The 16,520-nt window shown below is 69.5% G+C and carries 14 protein-coding genes and 3 pseudogenes; 5 read left to right on the forward strand and 12 right to left on the reverse strand.

What is annotated here, in order from left to right; all coding sequences use genetic code 11:
- Window positions 1–199: 199 nt before the first annotated feature.
- From AB0B40_RS36320 to AB0B40_RS36330, 3 genes are all read right to left on the reverse strand, one after another.
- On the reverse strand, window positions 200–1,120 hold the full coding sequence (locus tag AB0B40_RS36320; protein ID WP_362267856.1) for a recombinase family protein: 921 nt from the start codon (window positions 1,118–1,120) through the stop codon (window positions 200–202).
- Between the two features lie 120 nt (window positions 1,121–1,240).
- On the reverse strand, window positions 1,241–2,155 hold the full coding sequence (locus AB0B40_RS36325) for an IS30 family transposase (protein ID WP_362267864.1): 915 nt from the start codon (window positions 2,153–2,155) through the stop codon (window positions 1,241–1,243).
- Window positions 2,156–2,678: 523 nt separating this feature from the next.
- Window positions 2,679–3,554 (reverse strand): sigma-70 family RNA polymerase sigma factor, encoded by an 876-nt coding sequence (locus AB0B40_RS36330; protein WP_345048517.1) that lies wholly within the window; start codon window positions 3,552–3,554, stop codon window positions 2,679–2,681.
- An 87-nt stretch (window positions 3,555–3,641) separates the two neighbouring features.
- On the opposite strand from AB0B40_RS36330, the gene AB0B40_RS36335 reads away from it, so the two are divergent.
- Window positions 3,642–4,100 carry a carboxymuconolactone decarboxylase family protein gene (locus AB0B40_RS36335; RefSeq protein WP_345048515.1) on the forward strand — a complete coding sequence of 153 codons (459 nt, stop codon included), beginning with the start codon at window positions 3,642–3,644 and terminating at the stop codon, window positions 4,098–4,100.
- Between the two features lie 72 nt (window positions 4,101–4,172).
- On the opposite strand, the gene AB0B40_RS36340 is transcribed toward AB0B40_RS36335, so the two are convergent.
- The 4 genes from AB0B40_RS36340 to AB0B40_RS36355 form a co-directional block, all read right to left on the reverse strand.
- Window positions 4,173–7,235 carry a Tn3 family transposase gene (locus AB0B40_RS36340; protein ID WP_345048514.1) on the reverse strand — a complete coding sequence of 1,021 codons (3,063 nt, stop codon included), beginning with the start codon at window positions 7,233–7,235 and terminating at the stop codon, window positions 4,173–4,175.
- Window positions 7,236–7,447: 212 nt separating this feature from the next.
- Window positions 7,448–7,618, reverse strand: a complete 171-nt coding sequence (locus AB0B40_RS36345) for a hydrophobic protein (RefSeq protein WP_345048512.1) — start codon at window positions 7,616–7,618, stop codon at window positions 7,448–7,450.
- A gap of 809 nt (window positions 7,619–8,427) precedes the next feature.
- The gene (locus AB0B40_RS36350) at window positions 8,428–8,715 is read right to left on the reverse strand and encodes a hypothetical protein (protein WP_345048509.1); all 288 of its coding nucleotides are present in this window, start codon (window positions 8,713–8,715) and stop codon (window positions 8,428–8,430) included.
- Window positions 8,700–9,605, reverse strand: coding sequence for a LysR family transcriptional regulator (locus AB0B40_RS36355; RefSeq protein ID WP_345048508.1), 906 nt, complete (start codon window positions 9,603–9,605; stop codon window positions 8,700–8,702). The genes AB0B40_RS36350 and AB0B40_RS36355 overlap by 16 nt, the downstream gene beginning before the upstream one ends.
- 137 nt (window positions 9,606–9,742) lie before the next feature.
- On the opposite strand from AB0B40_RS36355, the gene AB0B40_RS36360 reads away from it, so the two are divergent.
- Both AB0B40_RS36360 and AB0B40_RS36365 read left to right on the forward strand, forming a co-directional pair.
- Window positions 9,743–10,561, forward strand: coding sequence for a 3'(2'),5'-bisphosphate nucleotidase CysQ (locus tag AB0B40_RS36360; protein WP_362267859.1), 819 nt, complete (start codon window positions 9,743–9,745; stop codon window positions 10,559–10,561).
- A gap of 41 nt (window positions 10,562–10,602) precedes the next feature.
- Window positions 10,603–11,199, forward strand: a complete 597-nt coding sequence (locus AB0B40_RS36365; protein WP_345048504.1) for an NAD(P)-binding domain-containing protein — start codon at window positions 10,603–10,605, stop codon at window positions 11,197–11,199.
- Between the two features lie 386 nt (window positions 11,200–11,585).
- Here AB0B40_RS36365 and AB0B40_RS36370 read toward each other — a convergent pair.
- Window positions 11,586–11,866: pseudogene (locus tag AB0B40_RS36370) on the reverse strand (LuxR C-terminal-related transcriptional regulator); the annotation flags it as partial.
- A gap of 371 nt (window positions 11,867–12,237) precedes the next feature.
- Between AB0B40_RS36370 and AB0B40_RS36375 the strand changes: the two are divergent.
- Both AB0B40_RS36375 and AB0B40_RS36380 read left to right on the forward strand, forming a co-directional pair.
- Complete coding sequence (locus AB0B40_RS36375; RefSeq protein ID WP_345048502.1) at window positions 12,238–12,654, forward strand: SRPBCC family protein; 417 nt, start codon at window positions 12,238–12,240, stop codon at window positions 12,652–12,654.
- The gene (locus AB0B40_RS36380; protein ID WP_362267861.1) at window positions 12,654–13,082 is read left to right on the forward strand and encodes a MarR family winged helix-turn-helix transcriptional regulator; all 429 of its coding nucleotides are present in this window, start codon (window positions 12,654–12,656) and stop codon (window positions 13,080–13,082) included. The genes AB0B40_RS36375 and AB0B40_RS36380 overlap by 1 nt, the downstream gene beginning before the upstream one ends.
- A gap of 283 nt (window positions 13,083–13,365) precedes the next feature.
- Here AB0B40_RS36380 and AB0B40_RS36385 read toward each other — a convergent pair.
- The 4 genes and pseudogenes from AB0B40_RS36385 to AB0B40_RS36400 form a co-directional block, all read right to left on the reverse strand.
- Window positions 13,366–13,881, reverse strand: a pseudogene (locus tag AB0B40_RS36385) (SAM-dependent methyltransferase); the annotation flags it as partial.
- A 443-nt stretch (window positions 13,882–14,324) separates the two neighbouring features.
- Window positions 14,325–14,765: a VOC family protein gene (locus AB0B40_RS36390; RefSeq protein WP_345048499.1), complete on the reverse strand. Its 441-nt coding sequence runs from the start codon at window positions 14,763–14,765 to the stop codon at window positions 14,325–14,327.
- A 189-nt stretch (window positions 14,766–14,954) separates the two neighbouring features.
- Complete coding sequence (locus AB0B40_RS36395) at window positions 14,955–15,416, reverse strand: DUF402 domain-containing protein (RefSeq protein WP_345048497.1); 462 nt, start codon at window positions 15,414–15,416, stop codon at window positions 14,955–14,957.
- 488 nt (window positions 15,417–15,904) lie between these two features.
- A pseudogene (locus AB0B40_RS36400) lies at window positions 15,905–16,315 on the reverse strand (GNAT family protein); the annotation flags it as partial.
- Window positions 16,316–16,520 lie beyond the last annotated feature (205 nt).

The raw sequence follows: 16,520 nt of genomic DNA on the forward strand, positions 1-16,520 counted from the left end.
CCAGATCCAGTACCGCAGCAACCTCATCAACGGATGTCTCACCGAAACCGGACTCACGTTGACGACATCACGGCAACAACGTCAGTAGAGACCGCCGACCTTGACCGGGAATCGCTGGATGGCCCTGTTCTCGTATAGCTACGGCTAGGTGGCGTGTAGCCCTGCGTGACGTTCGGGGCCGCGGTCCTGGACGGCCGCTTCAGCGCTGGATGTCGGCCACGAGGATGTTGACGCGATTCTCGTACTCGCGGCGGCCCTTTCTCTGTGCCGGAATGGCCGGGGTGCCGTCGAGGGGCTGGCAGCGGGCTAGGAGCTGGCGGTGGACCGTGGGCACGGCGCTCACTCGCAGGGTGTAGCCCTGGCCGCGTCGTACGGTCACCCCGTGATCGAGCGCGGCCCGCTCGGCGTCGTCCAGCTCGGTGGCGCGGAGGAAGTCGGCGACCTTGCCCGGCATGTCGAGGGTGACTGGCAGCTCCGGGGCCGGGCTGTTCTCGTCGGCGGCGGTGTGCTCGGGCATGAGGTCGGCGACGGCCGTGCGGATGGCGCCGCGGCTGACGCCGTGTTCGCGAGCGAGGGCTGCGATGGAGCGGCCTTCCAGGTACGCGGTGCGCACGGCGTCGGTCTTCCCGGCCGGGACGGCCGGGCGGCGCCCGCCCTTGCTGCCCTTGGCCTCGGCGGCACGCAGCCCGTCGTACGTCAGCTCCCGCTGGAGGTCACGCTGGAGTTCGCCGGCGGCGGCGAGGGTCTGCACCATGAACTTCACCGTGGACAACAGCTCGCCTGTTCGAGGGTGGCGGGCGGTGAGGTCCATCGCGGAGAACGCGCCGTCGTGGATGCGCAGGGCGAGGCGGTCGGCGTGCAGGACGTCGAGCACGTCGAGGATGTGCCCGGTACCGCGTACGAGGCGGAACGTCTCGGAGATGTGCACGGTGTCGCCCGGCCGCGCGTAGGTCAGCAGCTCGCGGAACTTCGGGCGCTGGAGGGGATGGAGGCGGCTGGAAGTGCCTGGGTCCTCCTCCAAGACGACCGGGCCCTCGATGCCGGCCTCGTCCAGGACGAGGTTCTGCCGAGCCGTCGACTGCTGGTCGGTCGACACCCGCTTGTAGACCAGGTTCGCCACCGAAGGCCCCCTTCCGCGCGGAGGATCGGACCCTATCTGTCGTCAAACCCTGTCAGCAATCACCATCGGATCTGATTGGATCAGCACCACCCCGGAGTCCCGGATGTCCGGGTGGCGAGCTCAAGCGGTCAGCGCATCACCGCTGTTCAGAAGGTCAGCGTAGACCTCCGCCGGAGTGCGGTAACCGTGGGTCTTGCGCGGACGGTGATTGAGCTCGTGAGCGATGGCGTCCAGGTCGGCCTGGTTGAACGTGCGGAGGTCCGCTCCCTTGGGGAGGTACTGCCGTAGCAGCCGGTTGGTGTTCTCGTTGGTGCCGCGCTGCCACGGGCTCCGTGGTTTGCAGAGGTAGATCGGCATCCCGGTCTCGGTGGTGATGGCCTGGTGCTCGGCGATCTCCCGGCCCCGGTCCCAGGTGAGCGTTCGTCGTAGCTGGGGCGGGATGCCGAGGAGACTCCTCGTGAGGTGCGGAGTGACCTGCTCGGCCTTGATGCCGTCCGGCAGCGCGACGATGGCCGTGTAGCGGCTGGTGCGCTCGACCAGCGTGGCCACGGCCGAGGGCCGGGTGCCCATCACAAGGTCGCCCTCCCAGTGGCCGGGGACCTTGCGGTCCTCGACCTCGGCGGGGCGGGCGGTGATGGACACCATGCCGCGGATGATGCCCCGCCCGGTGGGCCGGCGGGCGAGCTTCGGGCGGCGCATGGGCCTGCCCGACCGCAACCGCTGGGTGAGGCTGCGGTCGATGGCCTGCCGCCGGCGGGGGTCGTAGAGCGAGAGGTAGATCGCTTCGTGCGAGATCTGCATGGCGGCGTCACCAGGAAACTGCCGTCGCAGCCATCCCGCGATCTGCTCGGGTGACCAGCACAGAGCCAGCTTGGCTTCCACCAGGGCGCGAAGAGCAGGCCGTTGGGCGAGCTTTGCCCGCTTGGGCCGGCGTCCCCCCTTGTAGGCGGCTGCATCGGCCGGGGCAGCTCGGTAGCGGTCCCGGCCGCCGTTGCGGGCGATCTCGCGGGAGACGGTCGAAGGAGATCGGCCCAGCCGCTTGGCAAGCTACCGGGCCGATTCCCCGGCGGCGATACCGCGGGATATCTCCTCACGCTCACTGCCGCTCAGATGCCGCTCTGACCGCGTCTGCGAGGTGAGGCGGACACCGCCGCTCTGGTACAGGAAACGGCGGGCGTGCTGCATCGGAGCCCCGAGTGCTCGCCCGATCAAGCTGAACGACTGCCCTTCGCGCCAGCGTCTCCAGATCTCATCCTGTTGAGCTGGTGAAAACCCGTAGTCACGCACCTGTGCCTCCACGGTCACATGATCATCTGTGGGTGGTGCGTTGATCACTTGCGGGTGCCTTCGTTTGCCGACAGAACGGGAAGCGGCGGGCGGAACCGTGGAGGGGGGCTGACCGCCCGGCGCCGGGGTCGGGCGCTCGTTGTACTGCAAGATGCCTTGCCGATCGGTGCGGGCGCTCATCCCAGGCCCCGCACTCTCGGCCGACCAGGTGGCTACACCCACCGTCTCGGCGGGATCCGGCATGGACCGAGCGGCCGTCGCCGGCAGGGAGTCACACCGGGTCCGGCAGGTCCATGAGCGCGAGTTTGGCCGGGTCGGTCACGGCGGTGATCTCGGTGATACGACCGGCGGCGACAGTGAAGGCGAGGAGGGAGAGCGGGGTGCCGTCTTCACTCCAGGAGATGACGCCGGGGAGACCGTTGACGGTGGCCGCATGCCCCCGTGCCGCGCCGGCGGCCACTCTTGCGCGGGTGGCGACTTCGGTGGCTCCGAGCGTGACGAACGTGCCGTTCGGCGTGTGGACGGTGAACTTCACCTCGGGGTGAAGAACCTCCAGCAGCTGCTCGAACTGCCCGTCGCCGGCCGCGGCCAGGAAGGCTTGGACCACCTCGCGTCGCTGCCGTCCGGTGCTCGTCGGCTGCTGGGCGTTCTGCACCTTCCGGCGGGCGCGGCTGGTGAGCATCTTGGTCGCGTCGGTGGACTTGCCGAGAATCGTGCCTATCTCCCCGTGAGGCACGGCGAACACGTCGTGCAGTACGAACGCCAGCCGCTCGTCCGGACGCAGCGAGTCGAGGACCGTCAGGAGCGCGAGGCCCACGGAGTCCCCGAGCGCCACGAGGTCTTCCGGAGCGGGCGCGTCATCCAGCGTCACGGTGACTTCGGACAGCTGGTCGTCCAAGGAGACCTCCGGGCGGGTCCGGCCCGACCGGAGGACATCAAGGCTGATGCGGCCGACCACGGTGGTCAGCCAGCCGCCGAGGTTGTCGATGGTGCCGGTGTCCTGGCGGGAGAGACGCAGCCATGCCTCCTGGACCACGTCTTCCGCATCGGCGTGTGATCCGAGCACGCGGTAGGCGACGCCTCGGAGCCGGTCGCGATGGGCCTCGAAGGCGCCGACGATCGGATCCGTGGGATGGGTGCCGGACATGTTGTTACCTCTCTCAAAGCTGCTCCGTCATAGGGGTGACGGGCACAAGCCCGGGAACGTAACCCCGATCAAGGAGAGCACTCTCGCATGGAGAACCGGCTCAAGAACAAGAACACGAACAACCCCGACCTGTGGACTGCGATCAGTCACCTCCACAAGGCGATCGCCGCCGGAGGCGTCGACCCGAAGCTGCTGACGCTGGTCCATCTGCGAGCGAGCCAGATCAACGGCTGCTCGGCGTGCGTCTACGCCAGTGTCACCGGAGGGAAGAAGGCCGGTGAGACCGATGAGCGGCTGCACAATGTGGTGGCGTGGCGCGAGGCGCCGTTCTACACCGATGCGGAGCGCGCGGCACTGGCGCTGGCCGAGGCCGCCACCCGGCTGCAGGACGGTGCGGAGGGCGTCACCGACGAGATCTGGGAAGAGGTCAACGCCCATTTCACCGAGGAACAGATCGGCGCGATCAACCTGGAGATCGCGCTGACCAACTTCTTCAACCGGATCAACCGCACCATCAAGGAACCGGCCGGCCAGACCTGGGGCTGAGACCAGCGTGGCTCTTACCCACTGACCGAGCAGTGGTGACTGAGCTCGTCGGGAGATCGGGGCCCCACCTCCTCACCCCGAGGCCGCAACCGGTCTGCCCTCGGGGGTGCGCGGCCCGGGCACGGCCTCCCGGGCGGTCAGGTCCAGGTCGAGGCGTCTGTTCATGTCCAGTTCGAACCGGCCGTAGGGATTCACGTGGGTCCAGAACAGCGGGGAGAGCGCCCGCCGGTCCGCGTCGGTGAGAGTATCGGCCCACTTCGGGTCGGCGAGGACCTGCTGCATCAGCAGCGTGTTGACGTAGACCAGGGCGGACTGGAGTAGGTGGAGCGCGAGCATGGACACCTCCTGGGACTCCTTGTCCTGCCCGGCCAGGTCGCCGTCCTTGCCGTAGAAGAGGTCCTTGTTCGTGGAGTTCCAGTTCTCCACGACCTGCAAGCCCTCGTGGATCTCCTGCCGCAGCTCGACGTCGGCGAGGTAGTCGCAGACGAACGATGTACGCACCGCCCGGCCCATCTCCTCGATCGCCTGGTAGGTGGGGTGCTTGGGGCCGCCGCGGGTGAAGCGGCGCAGGACCTGCTCGGCTTCGGCGGTGCCCAGGCGCAAGGCGGTGGTGTACTTCACGATCTGGTCGTACTGCTGGCGGATCAAGTCCCAGTTGATCGTCTTGGTGGACAGCACCGGCGCCAGGTGGGGCCAGTTGTCGTCCTCCCCGGCCGCCGGGCGGTACAGCTTCGCGGAGCCGATGTTCTTCAGCCTGGGCATCAGCTTGAAGTCGAGCATGTGGGCGAAGGCGAAGCCGACGATGGACGCGCCGTGGGTGTCGGTGTACTGCCGGTCCACCTCCATGTCGGTGCAGTGCCGCAGCACGCCCTCGATCATCGAGGCGACCTCGGAGGCCGAACAGGACGTGAGCTGGGAGTAGATGCACACCGACTTCCGCTCGACGTGCCAGTAGATCATCACTCCGGGGCCCCGGTAGCGCTGGTGCCACTCGGTCATCAGGTTCGAGGACCAGGAGCCGAACTTGCGGCTGTCGGAGGCGCAGGCGGTGCCGGTGCCCCACCACATCTCGTCGCGGGCGGCGAAGGTGGCGTTCACCAGCTTCCGCAGGGCAGCGCGCATGTTGGCCCGGTTGACGAACAGGTGCCGCACTCGGCGCAGCGTCGCCGCGGACTCGCCGTGCTTGCCGGTCACTGCGACCCGCTTGATGCCCATGTTGGTGCCCAGCCCGAACAGCACCAGCAGCAGGCGGCGCCGCAGCACGTCCTTGGACAGGTTCTCGCGGGTGGCCACCGAGGTGAACTCGGCGATGAAGTCGGTGTCGAACTCTGCGTACTTCAGGATGTCCAGCAGATCGATGGTGCCCCAGCGTCGCTCGATCTCGCCCTTGATGGCGACCAGGGACTCCGGCTCCTCCTGCTTGCCGCGTGGCGAGACCCTGATCCACGGCTCACCACGCTTCTTGACGATCGCAACCCCACCCGTGGTGCCTTCCGCGAGGGCCTGCTCGAACCGGTCCAGTGACGTGCGGAGCTTGCGCTGGAGCGCGGTAATGAACTCGCCCGCATCCTGCGGCTGGCCCAGGGCCGCGTAGTGCACGTCACGGTTGTCCTCGAAGTCGGTGGGCAGGTCGTCCTCCGGGTTGCGCCACCGGTTCGCCCCCACGACCCAGATCTCCCGCCTGCGCAGCGCGTCCCGCAGCGCCACCAGAACACACAGCTCGTACGGGATCCGTTCGACACGGCCCTTGTCGTCCACCACCGCCGCCCGCCACTGATCGGGAACCACCCCCTGAAGCGGCACCGTCTCCGCCGGATCGAAGAACGCGCCCTCCTTCAGCGGCTGCTCCAGGTACCGCCCCAGCAGGTCGATCGCGTCCATCACCGGCCGGTACGCGGTGTTGTTGCACTTCAGCGCCAGCGCCTTCAGCAGTGGCGCGAGCATCCGTCGCCAGTGCGCTGAGTAGGACGACCGCAGCACCGTGCGGACCCTGGCCTTGTAGCGGGCCTCGTTCGCCGCGGCCTCCGCCGCGAGAACCTTGAGCGTCTTCTCCCCGCCGACCACCGGGAAGATCACCCGCCGCACCGTGCCGGACGGCTCCGACAGCGCCGCCTCCGCGACCCGCAGCAGCATGCCCTCTTTACCGCGGACCTTCTTCAGCTCCGCGTTCAGCTCCTTGTCGACCTTCCGTTCCGCACGGGTGTTGATCTTTAGTACGAGCTGGATGAACAGGTCCACCAGCGAATCGGTGATCTCCGTCTGCCGGACATGGCACAGCGTGGCCAGCAACGTCAGCCGCCGCGGCGGCTTCATCCGCTCCAGGTTCGCCGGGTACTCCTTCGAGGCCCGCGCCCGCCAGGCGTCCACCAACTTCTCCGACACGTCCGCGAACAGATCCGCGGGCAACTCCAGGCGCCGCACCCGCTCCAGCTTGTTCACCTCGGCCAGCAGACTCTCCAGAGCCGGGGCACCGGGGTCGGTCTTCAACTCGGCGAAGTGCGACCGGCCGCCACCAGCCACAGAGCCGTCGCCATCGGCCTCCTCGTGTGTGTCGCCCACGATCAGATCCTCCAGGCGAGAGCGGGTCGCGTGACTGAGCCGGTCCAGCGTGCCGCGGCAGAACTGCGCCTCGAAGTCCTTGACCGCCTTGCCGACCAACCGCCGAACTTGCCCCGGTGCCGGCGGCTCGACGTGGTCGTTGCGGCACCGGGCCACCACCGCCGCAGCGAGCCGGTCGCGCGAAAGCTCCACCGGGCACAACTCGGCGGCCAGCCACCCGGCCAACCGCTCCTGGTCCTCCTCGGTGATCGCCCGGAACCCGTACGCCGCCCGGATCTCCTTGCGATGACGCTTGATCCGGTCACCCTGCCAGTCGTACGCCGCCCACGCCTCCGCCGGCACCTTCACCTGCTGAGCCAGGTACTCCACCGCGGCGGCCGGAACCTCCCTGGCCGCCTCCGGGAACCGGGCCTCCACCTCGAAGAACTTCAGCAGCAGCGCGAACCCAAGCCGAGTCGCCCCCGACTTGTTCCGCACCTTCTTCATGTCGTCTTCGAGCAGCGTCCAGACCTCGATCAGATCCTCCGGCTCCCAGTCCTGCCGCAACCGCCCCGCCCTCTCGTCGAGATCACCCATTCAGCTCAACGAGACGGCCGGCGAGGGGAAACGACAGCCCGGAACATCACCCAGCGTTACTCGCCACCTGGCCGTAGCTATACGAGAACAGGCCCGATAAGCCCGATCTCTCCGAACCGCTCGGTTGGTTACGCGTTCAGGGCTCGGCCGTATCCGGCCGAGCCCTGAACCCTTACGCGTGTGGCGCGCTGTTCGCGCCGCCTGTGATGCGTCTACCAGCGGTACCAGCGGCCCTTTCGGCCACCGCTGTCCGCCGTACGGACGACGAAGCCGAGCAGCCACACGACGAGCACGATGACCGCGATCCACCACAGTGCCTTCAGCGCGAAACCCGCACCGAAGAGGACCAGAGCCAGCAGAAGAACCAGAAGCAGGGGAACCATTGTTATCAACCTCCTGGCCACCGCATGCCCTTACATCACACCTACAAGCACATAAAATGTGTGTTTCTTTCAGCAGTTCAGGGGCATATGCAAGTGCTGTGTGCCGCCCTGCAGGGTTCCCCCAGCCCTGTCCCTCACGCACCGCAGCGGCAACTCATGCATCGGGCCCTCGTGCACATCGTTCCGGGCTGCCCGCCAGGGCGCGTCCCACATCAGCACGCAACGGCGGAACGCAGGAGCGGTACTCGTCGGTGCGCCAGAAGTCCACGCCCTGGAAGTGCGCCTCGACAACGGCGAGCAGCACGAGCGCGACAGCCGGGAGACCAGCAGGCGCGGCCCGGCACTGAACACGCACAGTCCCCGCTGGTGGCGGTTCTGTACGTCCAGGGAAAGGCCCACCCACGTGCCGTCGTCCCGTCTGACGGCGCTGCGCTGCATGCCGAGCGCGTAGACGCCTGCCGCGGCACTCCTACGGCGGCGCCGGCCGGGCCGCGTTCCTTGTACGCGTACGGGCGGCGGAGGCCCGACGCAGGAGTCCGTTCTGCTCCGGTGCCATGAGCTGGTGTGTGCGACCGAGGACGTGAGGAAGTGGCCGGCAGCCTCGCCCGGCCGTGCCCGTGCTCTTGGCTGAGAGCCCGCAGGCCCATGGACGCGGCGAGGGCGGCCGGGTCACGTGGCATGGGGAAGTTCAGCAGGGCGCCGGCTGGAACGCTGCCGTCGCCGGACCCTTCGCCGTCCCGGTCGCTCTCGTCGCTGACGTGCTTGTGGTGGCTCGGAGGCCGCGTGACGGGCTCGGTCGGCGATGATGTTCAGGACGACCTGCGCCACCCTGGGGCAGGTCGTAGCGAACCGGTCGTGGTCAGTGAAGACGAGGACCAGTCCGGCTTCTCGCGGCTGAGCAGCATGACGAAGGCGTGCTCGCCGACCAGCATGCAGGCGGCTGTCTCGCCGGTGAACTTCGGCTCGAAGCCGAGCCCGAGCTTGGCGAAGTGCGACGCAGAAACCGGCGCCTTCTCGGCTTCCTGGGCATCGTGGCATGAGGTGGGCGTACCAATACGGCTGCGGCGGGCTGCCGCACCGGCTACGGCACCTTGCACATGGCCAGCGCGGTACGCGCCAGCCCGCGCAGCCAGACGTGGGCTTGATCGGTGTCGTAGCGCTGATGCCACGACAGGTACACCTGTGCTGACGGCAGTTCGAGAGGCAGCGGGAGTACGGCCAGGCCGTGGTCGGCGACGGCGGACCTGGTGGTGACTTCGGGGACGCTGACCAGGAGATCGGAGCCACGTGCGAACTCCAGCGCGGCCGCCTCCGTGGGTGCCGTCGCCACCACCCGCCGCGTCAGGCCGAGCCGCGCGAGAGCGTCGTCGAGGGCATTGCCGAGATTCCCACGACGCGAGACGGTGATGTGCTCGGCGTCGGCGTAGCGCTGTGCGGTGACGGCCTTGACGCGGGTGAGGGGGTGTCCGCGCCTCACCACGACGACGAGACGGGACTCTCCCACGTTCTCGGCCCGGATGTCCGGTGCGCTGGGGCGGTTGGCGTTCGCCTCCAGGTCGACCTCGCCACGCCGCAACTCGGGGGTGTCGACGCTCGATTCCGCGACGAAGCGCAAGCGCACGCCCGGCGCCTGTTCCCGCACGGCCGCGAGCAGGGCGGGGCCGCTCAGAGCGACCAGGGAATCGTGCCAGCGGAGCGTGAAGGTCCGGTCCAGTGTTGCCAGATCGAGTTCACGGCTCGGCGCGAGCACCGACTGAACCTGGTGAAGCAGCTCGTGCACCTGCTCCCGGACGGCGATCGCGTACGGCGTCGGAGTCATCGTGCGGCCGGAGCGCACCAGGATCTGGTCCCCGGTGGTGCGCCGGATCCGGCCCAGGCTCCGGCTCATCGCGGGGGCGGTGACATGCAGACGCGCGGCCGCCCCGGCCACGCTGCCCTCCTCCAGCAGCGCGTCGAGCGCGGCGAGCAGGTTCAGATCCAATTGCATCCGAGTAATCCTAGCCGTGCCTGACATGCAGTTGTAGTTAATCAGGGCCCTCTATACCGTCGATACCAGAGCGCAAGACGGAACCCGGACTTGGCTCGACCGACCTCAGCCCTCCCTCCCCAGTCAGGAGTACCCCCATGTCCGAAGCACTGCAGACCACGGACGTCGCCGCCTTCGACGCAGACCTGCTCACCCAGGCCGCGAGCGCCGTGCGCACGGCAGGTGCGGCGCTGCGCGCGCGCTTCGGCGAGGTCGTCCGCTACCAGAGCCGCGAGGAGCTGATGAGCGCGCTCGCCGCCAACGACGACACCGCCCTGGCCGTGCTGCGTCCCCGCCTCACGGACCTGCGTCCGGACGCCGGCTGGGTGGAGGACGAGCTCGACGGCGGGGCGCTGCCGTCCGGCGAATGGTGGGTCGTCGATCCGGTCGAAGGCAACGTCAACCACCTGCACGCCCTGCCGGAATGGGCGGTGACCGCCACCCTCGTACGCGACAACCAGCCGGTGCTCACCGCGGTGCACCTGCCCTTGACCGGCGAGACCTACACCGCGCTGGCCGGCGCCGGCGCCCACCTCGACGGCCGGCCGCTGCACGTCGCCGGGACCGCGGACCTCGGCTTGAGCATCGTCGCCACCAGCCAGGCCCGGCCGGACGAGGACGAGAAGGTCGTACGGCGCGTCGGCTCCTCGATCACCGCCATGCTCTCGGACGCGCTCGTCGTCCGCACCGCCGTGCCCGCGACCCTGCACCTGCTGAACGTGGCCGCCGGCCGGATCGACGCCTTCTGGCAGTTCGCCGGCGCCCGTGCGGACCTGCTCCCCGGAGCGCTGCTCGTCACCGAGGCCGGCGGACGGATCTCCGACGCCGAGGGGCGCCGCTGGACCCCGCAGAGCGAGAGCTTCCTGGCCGCCGCACCCGGCGTCCACACCGAAGCCGTCGCCACACTCACGCGCTGACCGCACGCCAGCATCCGTACGTACGAAAGGACCAGCTCATCATGACCTCGATCGCTGTTCTCGGAAACGGCCGCGTCGGCGGCAACCTGGCCGCGGCCCTGGCCCGGGCAGGGCATGAGGTGACCGTGGCGGACCGCACGCCAGGCGCCGCCGCCGACGGTGCCCGGGCAGCCCGGATCGTCGTCAACGCCACCCCGGGTGCCGGCTCACTGGACCGGCTCGCCGCCTTGCGCGAGGAACTACGAGGCAAGATCCTCGTCGACCTGTCCAACGCCACCGTCGACGGACCTGACGGACTCCCCGCCGACCTGCTCTACCCCGGCTCGAGCCTCGCCGAGCAACTCCAGGAGGCACTTCCCGACACATATGTCGTCAAGACCCTCAACACCATGCTCTTCCCCGTGATGACCGCGCCGGCCTCACTCGCCCAGGCGCCCGAGGCGTTCCTCTCCGGGGATGACCCGCAGGCCAAGCAGAGCGTACGCGAACTGCTCACCGACCTCGGATGGCGTGAGGAGTGGATCACCGATCTCGGCGGAATCCGGACCGCGCGCGCCACGGAGGCCACGATCCTGTTCGTACCGCACATCATCCGGTCCAGCGGATTCACACCCTTCGCGATCTCCATCGCCCGCTGAAGTGCGTCGGGACCACGGTGAGGTGGCGCGAAGGGCGTCGTGGGCGGCGCTCCAAGCGGCCAAGGTCTACGAGTAGTCCGTAGGCAGAGCGGACCCTCGTACGGGGCCGCCGTAGACGCGAAGGTCTCATGACGTGCGTCTGTCCAGGCGAGTCGCGCTGTGTGAGAGACCAGATCCGTCGGGCCGTCCGGACCTTGCAAGGCGTCTGACCGGGGCGCGGGCCCGCCGGCAGCCCCGGATCCGTGAACGGCTCGCCGCCAGCGGCCAGCCACCACCGCTCACGCGCTCACGCTGAGATCTCCGCCACCTGACGCGGCACTGCGTCACCACGGCGTCGAACCAGGCCCGCTGCCCTACCGATGTTCCCGACCGGGATTCGTACATGATCACCCGTCCGCGTTCGGGGCGCCTCCTCCCGGGGCGATCAGTCCCGTCTCGGAGGCGAGGACGACGGCCTGGACACGGTCGCGCAGGTCAGCTTGGACAGGATGCGGCCGACGTGGCTCCTGATCGTGGTCGTACTGAGGTGGAGACGGGAGGCGAGTTCGGCGTTGCTGAGGCCCTTCGCGAGCAGGCGCAGTACCTCGAGTTCACATGGGGTCAGCGTGGACGGGGCACGGTGCGGGGCGATGGTCTGTGGTTCGTCGTGCCTGGCGAAGCGTTCGATCGCCGGACTGGACTCGTACTACGGCAAGCTCCGGACCGAGGTCGTCGTGGCCGGCGTCTCGGGCCCGGTTCCAGCCGGCCTCTACGAAAGCACCGTCAACAATCTGGCGCGGCACGGCGCGGCACGCCTCGGCCGGGGCGGCCCGCCGTCAAGCCCTCACGGAAAGTCGGCTTCCGGGCCGGCGGCCGCGCCGCAGCACTCGATCACCGGCAGCCGGGTGGCGACTTCACGGCGGCACCGGGGATGGGTCTGGACCGGCGCCCGGCGGCAGGCCACCCTGAGCGCCGAAGGCAGGTCGGCGAACGCTGGACAGATAGTCTCTGCAGAGATAGTCTTCCCGAAGACTAAATTTCTGGATCGGGAGGCCACTGATGTGGACGTATGAGCACAGCATTGAGACCGACGCCGCGCCCGAGGCGATCTGGGGCCTGTGGGCCGATGTCGAGAACTGGGGGACCTGGAACGCCGACATCGCGAGCATCGAGATCGACGGCCCGTTCGAGACGGGCGCCAAGATCGTGATGACCCCGGCCGGGGACGACCCGGTGCACCTGCTCGTCGCCGAGACAACGCCCGGGGAACTGTTCGTGGACGAGGCCCGGTTCGACGGGCTGCTCCTGCGCACCTTCCACCGGCTGGGCCGGGGCGACGGACTCCGTACCCGGGTGACCTACCGGATGGAGATCACCGGCACCGGCGCGGACGAGCTGGGCCCACGGATCGGTCCGGCCATCACCGCGGACTGGCCCGAAACCATGGCCGGCCTGGTCAAGCTCGCACAGGGCTGATGGCCCTCGACCCCGGCGACAGCCCCGGCTTCCTGCTTTGGCACGCCACGCTGCGCTGGCAACGCGAAATCACCGCGGCTCTCGGGCCTTTGGACCTCACCCATGTCCAGTTCGTCCTTCTCGCCTGCACCTGGTGGCTGAACACGCACGGCACACATCCCAACCAACTGGCTCTGGCCCGCCAGGCCGGCACCGACGTCAAGATGACCTCTCAGGTCCTGCGCGCCCTGGAGGCCAAGGGACTGATCGAGCGCGAGGTCGACCCCGCCGACACCCGCGCCAAACGCCTGCGTGTCACCGGCGTCGGCGCCGAACTGGCACCGCGCGCGATCGCCGCCGTCGAGGACGTCGACGCACGCTTCTTCCGACAGGTTGGGCACGATGACGCCGTGACCCTGCTCAGCCGTCTGGCCGACCCCGAGGCCTGAGTGCCGGCCCTATGTCTGACTGCCGGCCCTATGCCTCATTGCCGGTCATGAGCCTGAGCCCCGCACCGGCGCCTCAGTCGCCGTGCGGAAGACCGAGTCCCGGCCCGGACACCGTCGGCCCCGGATCCATCCGCCGACGGTGTCCGCGTCGCACCCCCAGCGCGTCGTCGTCACCGCGGTGACGTGGCGGAGGCGGCCGTGCTCGCGGCCAGCGGTGTGATCGGCCTACGTGTGACCGGCCGAGGTGTGACCGGCCGAGGTGTGACCGGCCGGATGGTCGATACCGGCGGAGGGCCGATATGAGTCCGCCGGGTCGCTCCTCACCCTGCGGCGGGGTGAGGATCGGGCGTCGTAGGCGGCAGGGCGTTCGCGCAGGGTGTGGCTTTCGGGCACCCCAGCCGTGCCCCGCCAGCCAGCCCACCGGGTCGTCGGGCATCTCCGAGACCCACATGGACGCAGCCGACCCCGGCACGGCGTCCGCGCCGAAACGCTTGATGACGCCGCACGAGCCCAGTGTTCGGGCCCATCCGGCTGCCTGCCGCCGACCGCCGCTGAGCCGGGCCAGCAGCAACTCCACCGCGTCCTCGGGCAGGGATCAGCAGTCCTTCGGCGATCCACACGGTCGGCTGCCGTCGGGTCGTGCCCCGCGGCGGCCAGCGCGCCTGGCCAGTCCTCCCGCAGATCCACCGCGACGGTGATCCGCTCACAGCGTGCTGCGGCACGCTCCTGCCGCAGCACCGAAGCCTTGAAGTGGCGCGGCGGTGTCGACCTCGAACAGCCGCGTGCCCTCGGGCCAGTCGGACACCTCCTGACCGACACCCTACTGGGAGCCGTACAAGTCGCGTTCCTTTCCCGTACGGATTGCGTGCGAGCGGCTTCTCGGAGTATCGTCGGTCGGCCACGAGGGTGTTCTGTGCGGCGCCATGGGGTGGCGAGCCGACAGGCCCGATCGGGCGCGCCGACGACACGGCCCGGCTACTCGCCGAACTCGGCGACTCCCCCCTGATGCCGGGTGCGGCCTCGGCGCGGTCGTCGGTCCGCACGTCGCGGTCCGGCACCCCGGCCGGCTCCACACCGTGAAGCGCTACGAGCCGGTCGCGCCCCGCATGGGAGAACTCGGCAGCCGGGCCGGCCGCTTCCGGCCGTGCGTCCGGGTCGCGTCACGGGCAAGCTGCCACTGGCTGATCGGGGCGTTTCCGGACGTCGGCGATGCCGTGCGGCTGCGCGGTTCGGTGCCCCTTCTCAGTACAGTTGCTCGGCCAGCCCGACGATGATTCCCTCCGGGCCGCGGACGTAGCAGAGCAGGTAGCTGTCCTGGAACCGGGCCATCTCGCCGACGAGTTCGGCGCCGTGAGGACGCAGGCGGGCGACGGTGTCCTCGATGTCGTCAACGGCGAACATGACGCGGTGCGTGCCCAGAATGTTGTGGGGCCGGTTGCGCGGCCCGGCGCTGATCGCCGCGGGGCTGTGGTACTTCGCCAGCTCGAGCCGACTGTGACCGTCCGGGGTGCGGACCATCGCGATGTCACAGCGGACGCCGTCGAGTCCGGTGCACCGGTCGGCGACGGGGCCCTCGACCACCGCCCTGCCTTCCAGCTCCATACCGAGTTCGACGAAGAACGCGATGGCGGCGTCCATGTCCTCGACCACGATGCCGACGTTGTCCATCCGCTGGATCGCCATGCGGGTTTCTCCTTCTTCTTCTTCCTCCGTGCGGCCGGTGGTGGCCGCTGACGTCACTGGGACGGAGCCGCTGCCAGGTTCTCGACATCCGTACCACCGGCCTGGCGAAATTCCGGAACGCGCCTCGGCGCCACTGGGGACGGACCCGCGAGCCGGGTGCAATGGGGAGGCAACCGTCCGGCCAACGCTTCAGCCGCTTGCCGGTGCAACCCGCGGCACCGCCGGCGCGGTGTGTGGAAGGCGCGGAGCGGGCCAGGCCGGGTTCCACCGCCAGGACGACCACGAGGCCGCGTCGGCGAACGGGCCGGAGCGTTCCGCGATCATCGCGAGGACCTGTTCGCGAGCGGCGTCCACGGCATGGTGTTCGGCGTCGGTGACGATGCCGAGCCGCCGTACGTGCGCGTACTCGTCTTCGTCCTTCCAGTGCCAGCCGGTCAGATCGGGGTCGACGACCAGGTCCACGGTCAGGTCGAAGGTGTCGAACCCGGACGAGGTGCGGCGAGTGGGGTGCTCGAAATTCACATACCAGTTCCGCAGCCCGTCGGCGGTGTAGAAGGCGTTGATGCTGAACCACGCGTCCGGGGGCTTCCACAGCAACAGCTCGGTCTCCTGCCACACCGCTGCCGCAGGCTCCCACACGCCGGTGGCCATCACGTCGAAAGCCTCCGTGCGTGCCGACCGGTCGCCGTCGTCGCGGGCCTTGACGTACAGGGCCGGCCAGCGCGTCTCGGCTCCCGGCGCGCAGGCGGCGACCAGGGCCTCGCCCGTGTCCGGCGACGACGCGCAGTGCGTGTTCGTTCCACACGCGTCCGGAGCGGTACACCTCCCGCCGTACGACCGTCTGTCCCGCCTCGAAGGTGCGCACCCGTTCCACCCCTTTCGCCGCGGCCGGGCTGTCGGCGCGCGGCCACCAGCCCAGCGCAGATCGGGCCGTACGTGCAAGCCCCTCCCCCGGCCCGGCGTGCCGCCGACCCCGACCCGGGAGGTCGCATGCGAGCTCGGGTGTGCTCCTGGCACGGGTCGGCGCTTCGGCCCGATGGAGCGAGTCCGACGCTTCCTCACCCGGCCCGCCGGTCAGCTGCCGGCCGGTGGCGCGGAGACACGCCCTCGCGAGGGCCTCCCGCCGCCTCCTGCCCCGCTCAGACCGGTTCGAGGCGGCAGGTGCCCCCAAGGATGGCGAGTTCGTCGTCGGTGGCCTGGAGTTTCCACTCGGTGGCGACGGTGGCGTAGGTGGTGACGTCGTGCCAGATGCCCTGGGTGCGGAACAGCTGACGAAGGGTGGCCTTCGGGCGCAGGCCGGCGGCGGCTTGCCTCACCGTGGTCATCCGGTGGTGGTCGCTGCGGTGGCCGGCCCAGACCCGATGCAGGCCCAGGTGTCCGAACCCGTAGGCCATGAGCAGGCGGGCCGCCTCGTGGCCGTGGCCGCTGACGGGAGCTCCGGGCAGGGTAGCGAGGCTGGTGAGCACGGCGTTGTTGCCGTAGTCCTCGACGAGGAGTCCCATGGTGCCGACGAGGGTGTCCTCGTCCGGTGCGCAGACGGCGAGTGTGTACTTGCGGCGCGGATGGGTGTGGGCAGGGCCGCGTTGCTGCCCACCGAAGCCCGATCACGCCCACCCGGCGGCGCAGCAGCCCCTTCTGTTGCTCTCGGGCGCCGACGGGGAACCGCATCCGGTGTACCGGCTCCGGCGCGCGACCCGGTCGCCGTCCAGCAGTTCCGCCAGCACGGTCGCGTGATTCTGGTCCGGCTTCTTCGAG

Source organism: Streptomyces sp. NPDC042638 (genome assembly GCF_040647235.1).
GTDB classification, from domain to species: domain Bacteria; phylum Actinomycetota; class Actinomycetes; order Streptomycetales; family Streptomycetaceae; genus Streptomyces; species Streptomyces rameus.

Bases quoted from the DNA above. Each gene is read 5' to 3' on its own strand.
- AB0B40_RS36330 (WP_345048517.1), bottom strand. From the start codon at position 3,554: ATGTCCGGCACCCATCCCACGGATCCGATCGTCGGCGCCTTCGAGGCC.
- AB0B40_RS36335 (WP_345048515.1), top strand. From the start codon at position 3,642: ATGGAGAACCGGCTCAAGAACAAGAACACGAACAACCCCGACCTGTGG.
- AB0B40_RS36340 (WP_345048514.1), bottom strand. From the start codon at position 7,235: ATGGGTGATCTCGACGAGAGGGCGGGGCGGTTGCGGCAGGACTGGGAG.
- AB0B40_RS36345 (WP_345048512.1), bottom strand. From the start codon at position 7,618: ATGGTTCCCCTGCTTCTGGTTCTTCTGCTGGCTCTGGTCCTCTTCGGT.
- AB0B40_RS36355 (WP_345048508.1), bottom strand. From the start codon at position 9,605: ATGCAATTGGATCTGAACCTGCTCGCCGCGCTCGACGCGCTGCTGGAG.
- AB0B40_RS36360 (WP_362267859.1), top strand. From the start codon at position 9,743: ATGTCCGAAGCACTGCAGACCACGGACGTCGCCGCCTTCGACGCAGAC.
- AB0B40_RS36365 (WP_345048504.1), top strand. From the start codon at position 10,603: ATGACCTCGATCGCTGTTCTCGGAAACGGCCGCGTCGGCGGCAACCTG.
- AB0B40_RS36375 (WP_345048502.1), top strand. From the start codon at position 12,238: ATGTGGACGTATGAGCACAGCATTGAGACCGACGCCGCGCCCGAGGCG.
- AB0B40_RS36380 (WP_362267861.1), top strand. From the start codon at position 12,654: ATGGCCCTCGACCCCGGCGACAGCCCCGGCTTCCTGCTTTGGCACGCC.
- AB0B40_RS36390 (WP_345048499.1), bottom strand. From the start codon at position 14,765: ATGGCGATCCAGCGGATGGACAACGTCGGCATCGTGGTCGAGGACATG.
- AB0B40_RS36395 (WP_345048497.1), bottom strand. From the start codon at position 15,416: ATGGCCACCGGCGTGTGGGAGCCTGCGGCAGCGGTGTGGCAGGAGACC.